Raw genomic sequence first — 17,773 nt, 5'->3', positions numbered from 1 at the left:
GATGAAGTTCACCAACGGGTACTGGCTGCTGCGCGAAGGCATCACGGCGGCGTATCCGGCCGAGGTCCTCGATGCCGTCCCGGGGCCCGGAACGCTCCGGGTCCACGCCCCCACCCAGCACATCCGGCACCGCGGCGACCTGCTCAAAGGACCGCTCATCACCGTCGACTGCACCGCGCCCATGCCCGGCGTCATCGGCGTGCGCATCACGCACTTCGAGGGCGGCCTCGACACCGGCCCCCACTTCGAACTGCACCACGAGCCGCACGACCCGGTCGTGGCCGTCGACGAGGAGCAGGCCGTCCTCACCTCCGGCGACCTGAGCGTCCGCTTCCGCCTCGACGGCGGCTGGCGCATGGAGTTCCAGGCGGACGGACGCACGCTGACCAGCAGCGACGTCAAGGCCATGGCTCTGATGGAGACCGCCGACGGCGAGCACCACATCCGCGAGCAGCTCCGGCTGGCCGTCGGCACGTCCGTCTACGGACTCGGCGAGCGCTTCGGCCCGCTCGTCAGGAACGGACAGAGCGTCGACATCTGGAACGCCGACGGCGGCACCAGCAGCGAACAGTCCTACAAGAATATCCCGTTCTACCTGACCGACGCCGGATACGGCGTCTTCGTCGACGACCCCGGCAAGGTCTCCTTCGAGGTCGCCTCCGAGCAGGTGTCGCGCGTGCAGTTCAGCGCGGAGCGCCAGCAGTTGCAGTACTACGTCATCCACGGCCCCACGCCGAAGGAGATCCTGCGCAAGTACACGGCCCTGACCGGCCGGCCCGCGCTCCCGCCCGCCTGGTCGTTCGGGCTGTGGCTGACCACCTCCTTCACCACCTCCTACGACGAACAGACCGTCACCGGCTTCGTCGAGGGCATGGCCGAACGCGATCTCCCGCTGTCCGCCTTCCACTTCGACTGCTTCTGGATGCGCGAGCTCAACTGGTGCGACTTCGAGTGGGACCCGCGCGTCTTCCCCGACCCCGAGGGAATGCTGCGCCGACTCAAGGAACGGGACCTGCACATCTGCGTGTGGATCAACCCCTACATCGCCCAGCGCTCCCCGCTCTTCGCCGAGGGCAAGGCGGCCGGCTACCTCCTCAAGCGCCCCGACGGCGGAGTCTGGCAGTGGGACCTGTGGCAGCCCGGCATGGCCCTGGTCGACTTCACCAACCCCGACGCCTGCGCCTGGTACGCCGCCAAGCTCGAAGCGCTCCTCGACATGGGCGTCGACTGCTTCAAGACCGACTTCGGCGAGCGCGTGCCCACCGACGTCGCGTACTTCGACGGCTCCGACCCGGAGCGGATGCACAACTACTACACCCAGCTCTTCAACAGGACCGTCTTCGACGTGCTGCGCAAGCACCGCGGCGAGGGCGAGGCGGTCGTCTTCGCCCGCTCCGCCACGGCCGGCGGCCAGCAGTTCCCCGTGCACTGGGGCGGCGACTGCGAGTCGACCTATGAGTCGATGGCGGAGTCCCTGCGCGGCGGTCTCTCGCTCGGCCTGTCCGGCTTCGGCTACTGGAGCCACGACATCGGCGGGTTCGAGGGCCTGCCCGACGCCGGCCTCTTCAAGCGCTGGACCGCCTTCGGCATGCTCTCCTCGCACAGCCGCCTGCACGGCTCCTCCTCCTACCGCGTGCCGTGGCTGTTCGACGAGGAGGCCGTGGACGTCCTGCGCCACTTCACCAAGCTCAAGCTCAGCCTCATGCCCTACCTCTACGGCGCCGCCCACCAGGCCCACACCGAGGGCGTCCCCATGATGCGGGCCATGCTGCTGGAGTTCCCGGACGACCCGGCCTGCGCCTCGCTGGAGCGCCAGTACATGCTCGGCGGGGACCTGCTCGTCGCACCGGTGTTCTCGGAGGACGGCGAGGTGTCGTACTACGTGCCCGAGGGCACCTGGACCCACTTCACGACCGGCGAGCAGGTCACCGGCCCGCGCTGGGTGCGTGAGACCCACGACTACCTCAGCCTCCCGCTGCTGGCCCGCCCCGGTTCAGCGATCCCCGTCGGCTCGGTCGATGACCGCCCCGACTACCCGTGGGCGGACGACGTGACCGTCCGGGTCTTCGAGCCCGCCGACGGCTCCCGCACCACGGTGCGCATCCCCCGCGAGGACGGCATGGCCGCCACCGAGATCACCGTCGTGCGCGAAGGCGACACGCTGCGGGCAGAGATCTCCGACGCCTCCCTGCCCTGGGGCGTCGAGGTGGCCGGTGGCCCCTCGGCCCGCGCCGCGGCCGGTACGGCCGTCCTCGCCCTGCCGCTCTCCGATGCCCGAGGATGATGAGGCACACCGGGACTCGAGAAGGTACACGCATGGTCAAGATCACTGACGTGGCGCGGCACGCCAACGTGTCGCCCAGCACCGTCAGTTACGCCCTCAGCGGCAAGAGACCGATCTCCGAGGAGACGCGCCGCCGCATAGAGGACAGCATCCGGGAACTGGGCTACCGGGCACACGCCGGGGCCCGGTCCCTGGCCAGCAGCAGGTCACAGGTGATCGGCCTCGTCCTGCCCCTCCGCAAGGGCATGCACATGCCCGTGGTGATGCAGTTCGCCACCTCCGTGGCCACCGCCGCCCGGGAGCACGACCACGACGTCCTCCTCCTCACGCACAACGAGGGGGAGGAGGGCATCGACCGGGTCGCCCGGAGCCGCATGGCGGACGCGTTCATCATCATGGACGTCGAGATGGACGACCGTCGGCTGCCCCTGCTGCGCGGCCTGGAGCAGCCGTCCGTCCTGATCGGCTTCCCCTCCGACCCCGCCGGACTGACCTGTATAGACCTGGACTTCGCGGCGGCCGGCGAAGCGTGCGTGGAACACCTCGCATCGCTCGGCCACCGGACCGTCGCCCTGGTCGGCTCGCCCCCGGAGGTGTACGTCCGGGGCACCGGCTTCGCCCGCCGCGTCGCCTCCGGATTCACGGCCGCCGCCGACCGTCTCGGCCTGTGCTCCTCCGTCCACCCCTGCCCGGAGACCCCGGCGGCCGCCCAGGCCATGGCCGAGCAACTGCTGCACGAGCAGCCGGAACTGTCCGGCGTGGTCATCCACAACGAGCCGGTCACCCAGCCCCTGATCGCGGCGTTCCAGACGATGGGCCTACGCGTCCCACAGGACCTGTCGGTCGTCGCGATCTGCCCCGACGAGACCGCGGAGCAGGCGCCGGTGCCGATCTCGTCCGTCTCGATCCCCTCGGCCGAGATCGGCACCCGCGCGGTGGACCTTCTGATGGCCAAGCTCGCCGGGCGCGACGACGTCCCCGAGACGACAATGCTCCCCGCGGTGCTGGCCCACCGGGCCACGACGGCGCCCTCAGTGGGGTGACACCCACTCGTCGCGTGAGGGTCAGCGGGTCTCGTCGGCGGAGCGGAGCCGGACGCCGACCCTGGCCCCCGGACACGGCGACCGGCCGCCGGAGACCCTGACCCGGAACAGGGAAGCTCGCCCAACTGGCCGCCAGGGAAGGCCGTCTGAGCCATCCGGGCGAGCTTCCCGTCACGCCCCGTCACCAGTCAGCGGCCATGATGGCGACGCAATGCTGGAGGACCACGGTCCCTGCGCCATCGCCATCCTGGGGAACAACAACAGCAACAACAACCAGTCGTGCGGGCAGATCCTGACCGGCACCGGGCACGTCACCGGTACGAATCACACCGTGGGGCGCGGGGGCCTGGGCGGGGCGGACACGCTCCCGCAGGTCGGGGTCGAGACGTCGAACCTCCTCGCCGCCCCCCAGAACAACGCCGAGGTCATCGCGCCCCTGACCGGCGGCACCGACGTCTCCGCCGCGTGCACCGTGCAGAGCCCGGTCGGCGACGGGATCTTCTACCTCGTCGTCACGACCGTGAACGGCTACCCCACGAGCGGCTGGCTCCAGGCCGAGGTCGTCTCGTCCACCGCCGACGTCCCGTCGTGCCTTCCGGCCTGAGGTGACGCACCGCCGTAGGTGACGACCCCCCGGTGGGCCGTCCGGTGGTCAAGCCCGCGTCGACATGAGGCCGACTACCGTGAGTCATGCCGCCCCTCGGGATGCTTCCCCGGCCCCTCGGCGCCGGGGAACAGGGGTGTGGGTGACAGGGTGCTGGCCTCCTCTCCGGCCTCCAGCAGGGTGTCCGCGGCGCCGACGATGAGGGGGTCGGGTGTGCCGACCGCGTCGACGTCCTTGCGGGCGTAGTCGATGCGGGCCAGCAGACTGCGCATGGTCTCCAGCCGTGCGCGCCGCTTGTCGTTGCTCTTGACGACCGTCCAGGGGGCGTGTTCCGTGTCCGTCGCGCGGAACATGTCGATCTTCGCCTCCGTGTAGTCGTCCCAGAGGTCCAGCGACGCCAGGTCGGTGGGGGAGAGCTTCCACTGGCGCACCGGGTCGATCTGCCGGATCGCGAAGCGGGTGCGCTGCTCGGAGCGGGAGACGGAGAACCAGAACTTGACGAGCAGGACGCCGTCGGCGACCAGCATCCGCTCGAAGGTCGGGCACTGGTCGAGGAACAGCTCGTACTCGTCCTTGGAGCAGAACCCCATCACCCGCTCGACGCCGGCCCGGTTGTACCAGGAGCGGTCGAAGAAGACGATCTCCCCGGCGGTCGGCAGTTGTGCGACGTACCGCTGGAAGTACCACTGTCCCGCTTCGTGCTCGGTGGGCTTGTCCAGGGCGACCACGCGCGCGCCGCGTGGATTGAGCCGCTCGGTGAGCCGCTGGATCGTGCCACCCTTGCCGGCCGCGTCGCGCCCCTCGCACACGACGACCAGTCGTGCGCCGGTCTCCTTGACCCACCGCTGGAGCTTGAGCATCTCGATCTGCAGAATGCGCTTGGTCCGCTCGTAGTCCTTGCGGCTCACCTTGCGGTCGTACGGATAGTTCTCCCTCCAGGTGCGGAGGGGGCGCCCGTCCGCGTCCAGCACGATCGGCTGCTCCCGCCGACTGGCGTCCACGGTCAGGCCGGCCAGCAGCCTGGCCTCGTCCTCAGGGTCGGTCATCCGGCTCCCCGCTCGTGCGCTGCTCCGCTCGTTCACGCATCCGGTCAGAAGGGCATGCGGCCGCGGAACCGGCGACCGGCCGAACCGCTGCGGCCCACCGCGCGCGAGCTGCTGTGGAACGGCTTGCTGAAGAGCCGGCCGAGCGGGCCGGGCGCCTTCCCGCCGGCCCGCGCTCCGGCGCCGAGCGTCCGCTGCGTGCCGCGCTCGGGGTGCCGGGACAGGCGGGGGACGAAGAACGCGAGGACGGCCAGGACGACACATACGGCGATCACGCCGACAACCATCATGGTGGAGCTCCTTTCGCTGGTAGGCCCCGGATGCCCCGGATGGCCCGACCTATGTGAAAGTGCCCCGCGGCGCAGCGCGGACCCCGTCGCCGGGCGCTCCGCCGACGTGCAGGGGTCACGTCGACCAGAGCACTCCGCCGTGCTGCACGATGACCACCTTGGCGTCGGCGCGCAGGACCAGCTGGGCACCTTCGTGGCCCCAGGTCTGAGAGGCCCAGATGGGGCGGTCCTCGCCATTGTGGATGACCAGGTTGCCGTCCGGCTGGAAGATCGCCCGGTGGTTCGCGCCGAAGGTCATGGACGCCCAGATGGGCTTGCGCTGCTCGTTGTAGACGACCAGGTTGCCGTCGGTCTGCATGACCATCCGGATGCGGTTGGTGGTCCATGCCTGGTTGACCTCCAGGACGCTGGGCGCGTGGACGGTCTCGGTGCTCCAGTTCGGCTTCGGCGTCGCCTTCGGCTTCGGCTTCGCCTTGGGCTTGGAGTCCTGTTCGCCGCTGGGGCTGGACTTCGTCGTGGGCGCGGCGGGCGGTGGGGCGAGCTTCGCCGGCGCGCTCTTCGTCGCCTTCGTCTTCTTCGGGGACGGACTGGGCTTCTCGGCCACGTAGTCGTCGAGGGCGGCGGGGGCGGACGTCGGGTTCAGGACGGTGTCGGAACCTCCCGCGGCCAGCCCTTTTGCGGAGTCGGGAGGCCCGTCGTCCTTCGCGCTGCCGGTGAGCAGCAGCGGTATGGCGATCAGGGCGGCCCCGGCCACCGCCGCTCCCGCGAGGATCGGCTTGCGGGGGCGTCCGCTTCCCACACCGGTACTCGTCCTGGCGTTCGGCGGCATGGTTCCCACGGCCGCGGCCGCGGCCACGGCGGCGCGTGTCTCGGGTGACGCGGTGGACGTGCTCGTCGCCGACGGTGATGCCGGGGCGGTGGTGCTTGCGGTCTCCGCCGTCCCGGAGGTGGTGCTCTTCGTCTTTGCCGTTCCGCCCGCGGCGCTCTGGGACTGCGCCGTCTCGGCGCCGGCCTCCCCGCCCGCGCCTCGGGCCTGCCGCTCGTCCGGCCCGGTCCCGGTCGGCGACTTCGCCCCTTCGGTCCCGGATTCCTGCCCGGTGTTCCCGGGCTCGGGCTCCATGGCGGAGCCTTGACTCGGTGCCGGCTGTTCCGGCGCGGAGGGCGTGGACGGTGAACCCGTGCCCCCTGCGCGGGTGGCGGCCGCCTCCGCGTTCGCGTCGGGGGTGGGGTGTTGGGGGGACATGCGGTACTCCTCCTCGGTGGCGGAGCTGTCGGTTGTGGCCGGGGCCCGTGCAGTGGTCGGCTGGACGAACTCCGGGAAGCCCGGCGGACGTCGGTCGCGCGCGCCGCGCCGGGGCGGACCGGTGTGAAGCCCGGTCCCGGTCATCGAGGGGCACCGGCCCGCCGCGGTGGCGGCCGCAGGCCGATCCGGCGCCCTCCCGAGCCAAGAGGTCTTCCCGTGCGGCCCAACTTAGCCCGAATGCACGGTGATCGGCCGACCACCCCTCCCAACTCCCCCGTCACTTTGTCCGCTCACGCCTCGGTGCTCCCGGAAAGTTCCCGACCCGGGCTTCAAACGGGCACGTGGGCAGGCGATTCGGACCGTGCCCGCCCCACAACGGGCGATTCTCGTGTGGCATCCTGGGGCTCCTGATCTGATCATCGTCGGCGCGCGAGCGGGCCGACGACGGCATCCAAGTGTTCGTACCGACCGAAGAGTTCAGGTGGAGATGCGGCCCGGACAACGGCTGGAGGGTGGGCCCGACGTGCCCGCCGGCTCCGGGCCGGGGCCCGCGCAGTCGTCAGGCTCCGACGCGGCAGGGGCCACCGACAGCCCCGAGATACCCGAGGCGGTGCGGGACGCGGCCCGCCGGGCGCCCGGCCACTGGATCGGGATGGTGGACCCCGACTGGACCCAGGACCGCACGCCCCCCGCATGGGCGGTGATGGGAGAGTGGCAGTCCGACGAGAGCGGGGACGTCGGGGACTACCGCCCGAACCCGGACTACCGGCCCTCCGCGAGGGTGCTCGGCTGGCCGGAGCCCACCGACCCGGTGGACGCGGCCGCACAGCGGGCCGCCACCGGATACGGCTCGGTGGACGAGGCGATCGCGGCGCTCGCCCGAGCGGAGATCACGGTGGTGCGCGGACCGGACGGCGGGCCGCTGACGGCGGCCGGTCTGGACGGGGTGCCGGTGATCCTCTCGTTCACCTCGGCGGAACACGCGTTCATGTCCGCGGCACTTCGCCATGACAGGGTCCCGGCGGAAGAACTCGCCCGGTCACTGCACGGCTCCGGCGCGCAGCTGATGGTCAACGCCGGCGCCGCGGCACCCCTACTCGTCCCGCTGGACAGGCTCCTGGACGCCTTACCCGGACCCGAACCGGACGCCGAGCGGGCGCGCCCGGCTCCCCACGGGGCCGAGCCCCACCGTTCCTCTGAACCCTGGCCCCACACCACAGGGAGGACCCCGTGACGCGTCCCGTCCAGCCCACCGCCGCCTCCGCGCAGGTGACGTCCGGCTCCGCCGCCGAGGAGACGGCCCCGGCGGCCACCGCCGCACAGCCGGACCCCCGGCCCGAGGCGGAGACCGCCCACGTCCCGGGCGAGGGCGGCACGGCGACGTCTGAGGCGTCGACGGCCAGTTCCGCGACCGAGGAGACGGCGGCCGAGGCCGGTGCCACGACCGGCGTTCCCGCGGCGGGATCCGCTCCCGGCCGGCCTGGGACCGAGGCCGAGCCGGACTCCGAGTCGGACTCCGAATCCGGCGCCGCCGCCGAGGCCAAGAGCCGGCTCCCCGCGCTGGTACGGACGATGACCGCGACCGCCATCGACCGGCCGCAGCAGCAGGTCGCCACCGTGGGGCGGCCGGGCAAGGCGGCGCTGGCCGGGGCCGCGGTCGCCGGGGCACTGCTCGTGTCCGTGCCCTTCCTCGTGCTCACCGGAGGCGACGACAAGGACGCCAAGGCCGCACAGGGGGGAGGGACCGTCCTCGGTGGCGGCGCGCAGGAGGCGCCGGGCGACTTCGTGGTGACCAAGCCCGACACCGCCGCCCCCGACCACGGCGGGAAGAGCTCCGGCAAGCCCGACAAGCCCGTGAAGCAGACCCCCGGCGGGTCCGCGGCGCAGGACTCGGGCAAGGAGACGCCGAAGCAGGACGGCGGCACGAAGGAACGGCCCGACGACGGCACGGGCAAGAAGGACGAACCCGCCAAGTCGAGTGGCGGCGGGAAGACATCCGGAGGTGACCGGGCCGACCAGCCCAGGAACACCGGCTCGGGCGTCACCTTCAGCGCCCCCGTCTCGATACGCAGCCACCTCTCCGGACGCTGCCTCGACGTACCGAACGCCGACTTCGGCGACGGCAAGAAGCTGTTCGTGTGGGACTGCAACAACGGCGTCGCCCAGAAGTGGCAGTTCGCCTCCGACGGCACCCTGCGCATCCAGGGCCTGTGCCTGGACGTGGCCAACGCGAACTACAACGACGGCACCCCGATCCAGATCGCCCGGTGCAGTGGCAACGCGGCCCAGAAGTTCGTCCTGAACGAGCGCCACGACCTGGTCAACACCGTCGTCGGCAAGTGCGTCGACATCAAGGACAACAACCGGGGCAACGGCGCCTGGCTGCAACTGTGGACGTGCGCCGGCACCGACAACCAGAAGTGGAGCGTCTGACCGCGCTCCCGAGGCCTTCCGGCCGAGAGCGTCGCTCCCGGCCCCCCGGCCGCCCCGGCGGCGGGGCATGATGGCACCGTCGGCTCGCCGACACCGTCCCCGACGACCGGGGACACCCGCTGAGAACGTTGTCCCACAAGGAGGTTGGTGCGTGTCGCGCCAGGTACTGACGGTCGGTCCCGGGGAGCGGGACCGCTACCGGACGATCGGTGAGGCACTCGCGGCTGCCCGTACCGGCGCGCTGATCAGCGTCCGGCCCGGGACGTACGCGGAGAACCTGGTGATCCACACCCGGGTCACCCTCACCGCCGCCGAAGGCCGGGGCACGGTGGAGATCCGGCCACGTTCGGGCAGCGTCCTCGCCCTGCGCGCCGACGCCGTCATGCTCTCCGAACTGTCCCTGCGCGGCGGTGACGCCGAGCTGCCCGCCGTGGACGTACGGCGCGGGCAGGCCGCGCTCGACGGCTGCGAGATCGTCGGCGCCGCGTGGACCGCGGTCCTGGCCGGGGGCACCGGCTCCCTGGCGCTGCGGGACTGCCGGGTGAGCAACCCCCAGGGCGCGGGCGTCGTCGTCACCTCGACGACTCCGACCACCGTGGAGTCCTGCACGTTCGAGCACCTGGGCACCAGCGGAGTCGTCCTCGCCGAACAGGGGGAGGCGCGGCTGCGCGGCTGCACGGTACGGGCCGCACGCGGCAACGGCCTGCTCGCCAACGGCGACTCCACCGGCAGCGTCGAGGACTGCGACATCTCCTCCACGGACAAGCCGTCCATCGCCCTGGAGCAGAACTGCTCCCTCACGGTGGTGCGGACCGTCGTGCACGACACCAGCACCGGAGTGCACCTGAGCAGCGCGGGCCGTACGACGCTGGAGGACGTCCGGGTCACCGGGGCCTCCGGGAACGGGATCGCGCTGGCCGGGGGCACCGATCCGGTGCTGCGCCGCTGCCGTGTCTCGCGGACCCGGGGCCAGGGCGTCGTCATCACCGACCGGGCCCGCGGCACCTTCGAGGACTGCTGGGTCGACGGCGCTCAGGGCACGGCGCTCCGGGTGGCGGGCGCCGCGTCCCCGGCGCTGACCGGTCTCACGGTCCGTGACTGCGAGCAGACGGGACTGCTGCTGGAGGAGGACTCGGCGCCGGAGCTGGACCGCCTGGAGGTGATCGGCGGCTCGCCCGCGATATCGGTGCGCGGCGGGGCCAACCCGCTGCTGCGCCGGGCCCGTCTCGTGGAGCCCTCCGGAGACGGCATCGCGGCGGGCAAGGACGCCCGCGGCAGGGCCGAGGACTGCGAGATCGTCCGGCCGAAGGGCGCGGGCGTCCGCGTGGCCGCCGGCAGCACCCTCTACCTGGCCGGCGGCGGCGTCTCCGACACGGCCACCAGCGGCCTGATCGTGGAGGACGGTGGCAACGTCACCGTCCGGGACTTCCGCGTCGAGGTGTCCGGTGAGGACGGTGTGGTGGTCGCCGCGGGCGGCGAGCTGACCGCCAACCGCACCACGGTCCACGCGCCGCAGGGGCACGGATTCCTGCTCCGGGAAGGGGCGCTCGCCTCGCTCAGCGGCTGCGAGGTCTCCGGCGGGGCCCAGGACGGCTTCCGGGTGGAGTCCACCGCGCCGGTCTCCCTCGTGAACTGCCTCGCCCGGGAGAACGAGGGCGGCGGGCTCGTCCAGACGACCCCGGGCGAACGGCTCGCCGTGGACGGCCTGAAGAGCACCGGGAACGGCAAGCGGGACGCCTGGGGCAGCGGCAGCGCCGAGAACACCGACCCGGCCGGATCCGGCGCCGCGGACGGGCCCGCGCCGGACCGCGTGGACGGCCCGCTCGGCGCTCTCAACGCGCTGATCGGCCTGGAGAACGTCAAACAGCAGGTCGGCACCCTGGTCAACCTGACCCAGCTCGCTCAGCGCCGCGAGCAGCTCGGCATGTCCGCGCCGCCGATGAGCAGACATCTGATCTTCGCCGGTCCGCCGGGCACCGGCAAGACCACCGTCGCCCGCCTCTACGGGGCGATCCTGGCGGAACTGGGCTCCCTGCGCAGCGGCCACCTCGTGGAGGTCTCCCGCGCCGACCTGGTGGCGCAGGTCGTCGGCGGCACCGCGATCAAGACCACCGAGACCTTCCAACGGGCCCTCGGTGGCGTCCTGTTCATCGACGAGGCCTACACCCTCACCGCGGACAGCGGCAACGGCGGCGCGGACTTCGGCCGGGAGGCGGTCGACACGCTGCTGAAGCTGATGGAGGACCACCGCGACGACGTGGTCGTGGTCGCGGCCGGGTACTCCCGCGAGATGGAGTCCTTCCTCGGTTCCAACCCCGGTCTGGCCTCACGCTTCTCCCGGACCGTCGAGTTCGAGAACTACTCCGTGCCCGAACTGGTCGCCATCATGGAGAACATGTGCGCCCAGCACCAGTACGAGCTGGGCGAGGGCACCGCGCAGGCGCTCGCGGCGCACTTCGAGGCGATGCCCAGGGACGCCGGGTTCGGCAACGGCCGTGCGGCGCGCGGGGTGTTCGAGGAGATGGTGGACCGGCAGGCGGTCCGGCTCGCCGCGCAGGCCCAGGTCGGCGAGCACGACCTGAGACTGCTGCTGCCGGAGGACGTGTCGGCCGCCGCCGCCGCGAAGGCCGCCGAGACCGGCACCCCGCAGGACGACCCGCTGACCCGCCTCGGCGACATGATCGGTCTGGCCGAGGTCAAGCGCGACGTCGCGGATCTGGTCAACCTCATCACCACGGCCCGCCACCGCGCCGCCGCCGGGCTGCCGGTCCCCTCCCTGAGCCACCATCTGGTCTTCACGGGTCCGCCCGGCACGGGCAAGACCACCGTGGCCCGCCTCTACGGCGAGATCCTGACCCAGCTCGGCATCCTGCAGCGGGGCCAGCTGGTGGAGGCGGCCCGCGCCGACCTCGTCGGGCGCTACATCGGGCACACCGCGCAGCTCACGCGCGAGGTCTTCGAACGGGCCCGCGGTGGTGTGCTGTTCATCGACGAGGCGTACACCCTCACCCCGCAGGGCGGCGGCGCCGACTTCGGCCAGGAGGCCGTGGACACCCTGCTGAAGCTGATGGAGGACCACCGCGACGAGGTGGTCGTCATCGTCGCCGGCTACACCGACGAGATGGAACGCTTCCTGGCCTCCAACCCGGGTCTGTCCTCCCGCTTCCCGCGCCGGATCACCTTCGCCGACTACTCCTCCGAGGAGCTGGTCACCATCGTGCGCGCCCAGGCCGCGAGCATGGGCTACGAGTGCGGACCGGGCACCGGCCCGGTGCTCAAGTCGTACTTCGACGCGCTGCCCCGGGACCGCTCGTTCGGCAATGCCCGGCTGGCCCGGCAGGTGCTCGAGTCGATGGTCACCCGTCAGGCGGGGCGGCTCAGTTCACTGGCCGCGCCGACCCTGGACGACCTGCGCATCCTCCTTCCTGAGGACGTGGCAGCCGCCCCGAAGGCGGCCGGACTGTGAGGCCCGCCGCCCGTCTGCTGTCCGGCGCCGGCCTCGCCGCCGCACTGCTGCTGCCCACGGCCGTCACCGCGCACCCGGCGCCCCGCTCGGGGCCCCCTGTGGCCGACGGGACGAAGGGCCAGGAACTGCCGGCGATGCCGTCCGCGCTCGACGCGGACGCCGCATGCACCGCCCCCTCGCGGGAGAGGGCGAGGAGGCAGGACTGGTCCCGTCAGCGCCTCGACCTGGACCGGACGCACGGGCACGGCATCGGCGCGGGGGCGACCGTCGCCCTGATCGACACCGGCGTGGCCCCCGACGCCGACGGCCTGGACGGCCGTGTCACCGCCAAGGGCGCTGCCGCCGAGGACTGCGTGGGGCACGGCACGTTCCTGGCCGGGCTGATCGCCGGTAGGGACGCCCGTCTCATCGGAGTCGCCCCAGGCGCGCGCATCCTCGCCCTGCGGGGCACGGACACGCGCGGCCGGGCGGATGCGGCGCTCGTCGCGGCGGCGGTACGTGCGGCGACCGAGGCCGGGGCCGACGTCATCGCCGTCACGGTGGCCCTGCCGCGCCGGGACAAGGACCTGAGCCGTGCCGTCGCGGACGCCCGCCGCGCGGGCGCCGTCGTCGTCGCCGCGGCGACCCCCGACCCGCCGACGCGGGGCGACGTCGACGCGATCCCGCCCCGGGTGTACTGGCCGGCCGGGGAACCCGGGGTCCTCTCCGTCGCCGACATGCTCCCCGGCGGCCTCCGCCCGGAGCGGGCCCTGCCCACCACGGGCATCGACCTGGCCGCCCCCGGGGCCGGGGTGGTCTCCGGTGGCCCGCGCGGTGACGGCCACTACCTGGGAGCCGGCGCCTCGGTCGCCGCCGCCTTTGCCGCCGGGGCCGCCGCGGTGGTGCGCGCCGCCCACCCGGACGACTCGCCCGAGGCCGTCAACCACCGGCTGACCGCGACCGCGTACCCCGCAGGCATCCCGCAGCTGGACGCGTACGCCGCCGTGACCACGGTCCTCGGCGATGCGGAGGCACCCGCCGCCGGCGACCACGCCGCGGAACGTGTCGTCGTCCGTGACACATCGGATGCCGACTCCGCCACCGACCGGGCCACGCTCTTGGTCCTGCTCGGCTCCGGCGCCGTCCTGGCCGTCCTGTGGGCCGCTTTCGCCCTGCCCCGGGCTCGCGCCCGCGGCTGGCGCCCGGCACGGGCCGGCGACGGGGGAGCGACCCGGGACTGACGGTCCGGACGCGGTACGGCGACGGCGGGGGCCACCGAGTGGCCCCCGCCGTCGTGCCTCAGCCCTCCTGTCCGGCTGCCGGCTCGACCAACGCGGTCTGCATCAACCGCGCCTTGCGGCGGGCGATGTGGAGGGCCCGGCCCGGCGGCAGGTTCACGGGCTTGGCGTTGCCGAAGAGACGGCCCTCCGTGGGCGGGCAGGAGAGCAGGATCGCGGGGTTGTTCGCCTCGTCCATCCGGCGGATGAGGGCGTCGCTCAGACCCCGGCCCGCGCCCATGGCACTCCGGGCGACGACGAGGTGCAGACCCATCTCGAAACCGAGCGTCAGATGCTCGAAGAGCGGCTCGAAGGGGCTCTGGAACGAGTTGCCCGAGACCATGTCGTAGTCGTCGACCAGGATGAACAGCCGCGGACCCGACCACCAGTCGCAGGCACGCATCCGGGCGGGGGCGATGTCCGCTCCGGGGACGCGGGTCTTCATCGCGCGGGCGGCACCGTCGACGGTCTCCTTGAGGTTGTCCAGGGAGATGACGTGCCCGATGCGGTACTCCTCCGGGATGCCGTCCACCAGGGTGCGCCGGTAGTCCACCGCGATGATCTTCGCCTCGTGCGGGGCGTAGCGGGCGGTGATGCCCGCGGTGATCCGGCGCAGCAGATTGGTCTTGCCGCTCTCCGTGTCCCCGACGACGATCAGGTGCGGAGTACGGCTGAAGTCGTGCCACACCGGTTCCAGGGCGTCCTGGTCGATGCCGAGGGGGAGCCGCATACCGCCGCCCTCGGTCGGCTCGGGCGCCGGGAGTTCGGCGAGCGGCAGCCGGTGCGGCAGCATCCGGACCTGCGGGGCGGCCGGGCCCGGCCAGTGCCTGGCCACCTCGCCGACCAGGTGGGCGACTCCGTCTCCGAGGTCGTCGAGGGAGCCGCTGCCGTCCAGCCGGGGCAGGCCGGCGAGGAAGTGCATCTTGCTGTCGGCGGTGATGCCCCGGCCCCCGCTGCGGGGCACCGAGCGCGCCTTGCGGGTGTCGATCTCCGAGTCCATCGGATCACCCATGCGCAGCTCCAGGCGGGTCGCCGCCTGGTCGCGGACCTGCGCGGAGAGTTCGACCCAGCGGGTGGTGGTGATCAGCAGATGGATGCCGTAGTTCAGGCCCCGCGCGGCCAGTTCGTTGAACTTCGGCACCAGGTCGTCGTAGTCCTGGCGGACCGTGGACCAGCCGTCGACCACCATGAACACGTCGCCGAACGGCTCGTCGGGGAACTCACCCGCGGCGCGGCGCCGTCGGTAGGACTGCATGGAGTCGATGGTGTGGTCGACGAAGAACTGCTCGCGGCGGGCGAGCAGCGTCATGACCTCGGCGACCGCCCGGTGCACCCGTTCCGGGTTGAGCCGCGCGGCGACGCCGCCGACGTGGGGGAGCGCGGCGAACTGGGAGAGGCCGCCGCCACCGAAGTCCAGGCAGTAGAACTGGATCTCGGCCGGGGTGTGGGTGAGGGCGAGCGCCGCGATCAGGGTGCGGGCCAGGGTGGACTTGCCGCTCTGCGACCCGCCCGCGATGGCGACGTGGCCGCCGGCCCCCGACAGGTCCACGACCAGGGGGTCGCGACGCTGCTCGAAGGGCTTGTCGACCAGGCCGACCGGGACCCGCAGCCGGCCCGTGCCGGACCAGCCCGCGGCGCTGAGGCCGCGCTCGGGGTCGGGGGCGATGCCGGGCAGCAGGGCGTCGAGCGGAGACGGCTCGTCCAGCGGCGGCAGCCACACCTGGTGGGCGGCGGGACCCGAGTCGCGCAGCCGGTCCAGGGCGACGTCCAGCAGGGTCTCCTCGTCGCCGCCCTCCTCGGCCTCCGGCTCCGTTACGGGCGCGGGGTCGAGCGTGCGGGGCACCACCCAGCCGCTGGTCCACGGCACCACCTGGCTGGCCACCCGGGCCTGCACGACGGCGCCGGTGCGACGGCGGTAGGTGCCGGAGGAGTAGGCGGCACGGAAGCGCGTCAGCGCCTCCACACCCGACTTGAGGTAGCCGCTGCCCGGCTGGGCGGGCAGCTCGTAGGCGTCCGGCACACCGAGCACACCCCGGCTCTCCATGGCGGAGAACGTGCGCAGGCCGATCCGGTACGACAGGTGGCTCTCCAGCTGGTGCATCCGGCCCTCGTCCAGACGCTGCGAGGCCAGCAGCAGATGCACACCGAGGGAGCGGCCGAGGCGGCCGATCATCACGAACAGGTCCATGAACTCGCGGTGCGCCGACAGGAGTTCGCTGAACTCGTCGACCACCACGAACAGGCTGGGCAGCGGGGTGAGGCCGGCGCCGCCCGCCCGGGCGCGTTCGTACTCCAGGGCGGAGGTGTAGTTGCCGGCGGCCCGCAGGAGTTCCTGACGGCGGATGAGCTCGCCGTGCAGCGCGTCCTGCATACGCTCCACCAGCGCGACCTCGTCGGCGAGGTTGGTGATGACGGCGGACGTGTGCGGCAGCTCCTCCAGGCCGAGGAAGGTGGCGCCGCCCTTGAAGTCGACCAGGACGAAGTTCAGGGTCTCCGAGGAGTTCGTCAGGGCGAGGCCCAGGACGAGCGTGCGCAGAAGCTCGCTCTTGCCGGATCCGGTGGCGCCGATGAGCATGCCGTGCGGGCCCATGCCGCCCTGCGCCGACTCCTTGATGTCCAGTTCCACCGGGCGGCCGTCGACGCCGACCGCTATCGGCACCCGCAGCCGTGCGGAGCCCGTGTGCCGGGCGAACAGGGCCTTGGTGTCGTGCCGGTGCAGATCGGGGATGCCGAGCAGCGTGGTCAGCTCCACGTCGCTGTCCAGCGGCTGCGCGATGTCGGTGCCCAGACTCATGCGGCGCGAGGCGAGCAGCCGCGCCAGCGACTCCGCGCCGAGCGGGCCGAGCCGGTCCGGCCGGCCGAGCGGCACCGAGCGCTCCTTGCGGCTGCGGTCGGTGCGGACCAGGTTCACCTGGTCCGGCCCGACGGTCAGCCGCAGCGTGTTGCGGCCGGGCCGCCAGCGCAACGCGCCGGAGACGTCCAGCACGACCGCGTTGCGGTAGCCGTGGCCCTCCCAGCGGTGCCCCTCGGGGACGGTGACGCCGTCGAGCACGACCACGGTGTACGGCTCGTCACGGCCCGGCCGGGCGTCCGGGTCGAAGCCGGGGCGCTCGGCGAACTCGGCGCCGAGCAGGTCGTCCAGCTCGGTGAGGTCGGACGTGATCCGGCGGACCTGCCCGGCGCCGTCCTCCTCGTGCGGATGCAGGGCGTGCGGCAGCCACTTCACCCACTCCCAGTCGGCCCGCCGCTCGTCGCTCACGCAGAGCCCGATCCACAGCTCCTCAGGCGCGTGGAACACGGCGAGCTGGCCGAGAGCGGCCCGCAGCAGAGCGCGTACGGCTTCGTCGCCGGCGCCCTCGGACGCCGACGACGAGGCCGCGGACTCCTCGCCCGGTGCCGTCTCGGGGCGCAGCAGCACGCGCGCCGAGGACCGCAGGTAGAGACCGAGGGGCTGCTCGGGAATCGTCGAGTAGGCGCGGACGAAGCGGCGCAGGGCGTGCGCGCAGAGCGGTTCGAGGTCCTCCACGGGGCGGGTGGACACCGGGTTGAGCGTGAGGGCGAGCTGCTGCTCACCGACCGCGAGACGGACCTCGCCGAAGTCCTCGTCGGCCGGGCGGCGCTCCCACAGCCGTGACGTACGCGCCAGCGAACGCAGGGAGGACGGCTCCGGGTGGCGCCAGGCGAGCGCCCGCTGCTGTTCCACGATGGTCGACCGGACCCGCTTGCGGATCTGCGCCAGATAGCGGAGGTAGTCGCGGCGTTCGCCCTTCAGACGGTGCTTGCGCTCGCTGGAGCGGCGCATCAGCTGGCCAAGGAGCATCGCGCCCGCGGACAGCGCCATGACGCCCATCGCGAGGTAGATGAAGACGCCGTTGCCGCCTCCCGGGCGCAGGAACATCAGCATCATCGACACCGACATCAGCGCCATCGGCAGATAGGTCCATATCGCCGAGGTGTCGGGCACCGTCTCGGCGAGGACCGGCGGCTCCTGGAGGGTCAATTGCCCTTCGGGCATCTCGGGACCGCGCCTGCGCGCCGGCCGGCGAAACAGCACCACACTCAAGGAACAGAACCTCCGGTTTCACTGGCTTTCCGGCCCGCGCCGAATACC

General features: G+C 72.6%; 12 protein-coding genes. 8 read left to right on the top strand and 4 right to left on the bottom strand.

Going from position 1 to position 17,773, the window contains the following annotated elements; all coding sequences use genetic code 11:
- Position 1: 1 nt before the first annotated feature.
- The 3 genes from yicI (at position 2) to ADL34_RS10225 (ending at position 3,931) form a co-directional block, all read left to right on the top strand.
- Positions 2 to 2,284, top strand: a complete 2,283-nt coding sequence (gene yicI, locus ADL34_RS10235) for an alpha-xylosidase (protein WP_062672652.1) — start codon at positions 2 to 4, stop codon at positions 2,282 to 2,284.
- A 32-nt stretch (positions 2,285 to 2,316) separates the two neighbouring features.
- Complete coding sequence (locus ADL34_RS10230) at positions 2,317 to 3,327, top strand: LacI family DNA-binding transcriptional regulator (RefSeq protein WP_062672655.1); 1,011 nt, start codon at positions 2,317 to 2,319, stop codon at positions 3,325 to 3,327.
- 211 nt (positions 3,328 to 3,538) lie between these two features.
- Complete coding sequence (locus tag ADL34_RS10225; RefSeq protein WP_062672657.1) at positions 3,539 to 3,931, top strand: hypothetical protein; 393 nt, start codon at positions 3,539 to 3,541, stop codon at positions 3,929 to 3,931.
- Positions 3,932 to 4,005: 74 nt separating this feature from the next.
- Here ADL34_RS10225 and ppk2 read toward each other — a convergent pair whose 3' ends face one another.
- From ppk2 to ADL34_RS37220, 3 genes are all read right to left on the bottom strand, one after another.
- The gene (gene ppk2, locus ADL34_RS10220; RefSeq protein WP_062672659.1) at positions 4,006 to 4,977 is read right to left on the bottom strand and encodes a polyphosphate kinase 2; all 972 of its coding nucleotides are present in this window, start codon (positions 4,975 to 4,977) and stop codon (positions 4,006 to 4,008) included.
- A 44-nt stretch (positions 4,978 to 5,021) separates the two neighbouring features.
- Positions 5,022 to 5,264 (bottom strand): DUF6411 family protein, encoded by a 243-nt coding sequence (locus ADL34_RS10215; protein ID WP_062672661.1) that lies wholly within the window; start codon positions 5,262 to 5,264, stop codon positions 5,022 to 5,024.
- A 115-nt stretch (positions 5,265 to 5,379) separates the two neighbouring features.
- On the bottom strand, positions 5,380 to 6,063 hold the full coding sequence (locus tag ADL34_RS37220) for a hypothetical protein (protein ID WP_420714276.1): 684 nt from the start codon (positions 6,061 to 6,063) through the stop codon (positions 5,380 to 5,382).
- A 28-nt stretch (positions 6,064 to 6,091) separates the two neighbouring features.
- Between ADL34_RS37220 and ADL34_RS37215 the strand changes: the two genes are divergently transcribed.
- The 5 genes from ADL34_RS37215 to ADL34_RS10190 all read left to right on the top strand — a co-directional run bounded on the left by ADL34_RS37215 (position 6,092) and on the right by ADL34_RS10190 (position 13,626).
- Entirely contained in the window at positions 6,092 to 6,397 is a 306-nt protein-coding gene (locus tag ADL34_RS37215) for a hypothetical protein (RefSeq protein WP_420714277.1), read from the top strand.
- Positions 6,398 to 6,994: 597 nt separating this feature from the next.
- Positions 6,995 to 7,741 (top strand): type VII secretion system-associated protein, encoded by a 747-nt coding sequence (locus ADL34_RS10205; protein ID WP_107115733.1) that lies wholly within the window; start codon positions 6,995 to 6,997, stop codon positions 7,739 to 7,741.
- Complete coding sequence (locus ADL34_RS10200; RefSeq protein WP_063892279.1) at positions 7,738 to 8,940, top strand: ricin-type beta-trefoil lectin domain protein; 1,203 nt, start codon at positions 7,738 to 7,740, stop codon at positions 8,938 to 8,940. The genes ADL34_RS10205 and ADL34_RS10200 overlap by 4 nt, the downstream gene beginning before the upstream one ends.
- Before the next feature lie 151 nt (positions 8,941 to 9,091).
- Positions 9,092 to 12,406 carry a right-handed parallel beta-helix repeat-containing protein gene (locus ADL34_RS10195; RefSeq protein ID WP_062672663.1) on the top strand — a complete coding sequence of 1,105 codons (3,315 nt, stop codon included), beginning with the start codon at positions 9,092 to 9,094 and terminating at the stop codon, positions 12,404 to 12,406.
- Entirely contained in the window at positions 12,403 to 13,626 is a 1,224-nt protein-coding gene (locus ADL34_RS10190) for a S8 family serine peptidase (RefSeq protein WP_062672665.1), read from the top strand. Before ADL34_RS10195 ends, ADL34_RS10190 begins: the two co-directional genes overlap by 4 nt.
- 58 nt (positions 13,627 to 13,684) lie before the next feature.
- On the opposite strand, the gene eccCa is transcribed toward ADL34_RS10190, so the two are convergent.
- Positions 13,685 to 17,677, bottom strand: a complete 3,993-nt coding sequence (eccCa, locus tag ADL34_RS10185) for a type VII secretion protein EccCa (protein ID WP_062672668.1) — start codon at positions 17,675 to 17,677, stop codon at positions 13,685 to 13,687.
- Positions 17,678 to 17,773 lie beyond the last annotated feature (96 nt).

It is taken from the genome of Streptomyces sp. NRRL WC-3605 (genome assembly GCF_001509795.1).
Lineage (GTDB): Bacteria > Actinomycetota > Actinomycetes > Streptomycetales > Streptomycetaceae > Streptomyces > Streptomyces viridochromogenes.
The sequence above is the reverse complement of the archived record's forward strand: the minus strand, read 5'-3'. Positions and strand labels throughout refer to the sequence as shown.

Excerpts from the sequence above, each read along its gene's own strand:
- yicI (WP_062672652.1), top strand. The coding sequence starts at position 2 with ATGAAGTTCACCAACGGGTACTGGCTGCTGCGCGAAGGCATCACGGCG.
- ADL34_RS10230 (WP_062672655.1), top strand. The coding sequence starts at position 2,317 with ATGGTCAAGATCACTGACGTGGCGCGGCACGCCAACGTGTCGCCCAGC.
- ADL34_RS10225 (WP_062672657.1), top strand. The coding sequence starts at position 3,539 with ATGCTGGAGGACCACGGTCCCTGCGCCATCGCCATCCTGGGGAACAAC.
- ppk2 (WP_062672659.1), bottom strand. The coding sequence starts at position 4,977 with ATGACCGACCCTGAGGACGAGGCCAGGCTGCTGGCCGGCCTGACCGTG.
- ADL34_RS10215 (WP_062672661.1), bottom strand. The coding sequence starts at position 5,264 with ATGATGGTTGTCGGCGTGATCGCCGTATGTGTCGTCCTGGCCGTCCTC.
- ADL34_RS37215 (WP_420714277.1), top strand. The coding sequence starts at position 6,092 with ATGGTTCCCACGGCCGCGGCCGCGGCCACGGCGGCGCGTGTCTCGGGT.
- ADL34_RS10205 (WP_107115733.1), top strand. The coding sequence starts at position 6,995 with ATGCGGCCCGGACAACGGCTGGAGGGTGGGCCCGACGTGCCCGCCGGC.
- eccCa (WP_062672668.1), bottom strand. The coding sequence starts at position 17,677 with ATGCCCGAAGGGCAATTGACCCTCCAGGAGCCGCCGGTCCTCGCCGAG.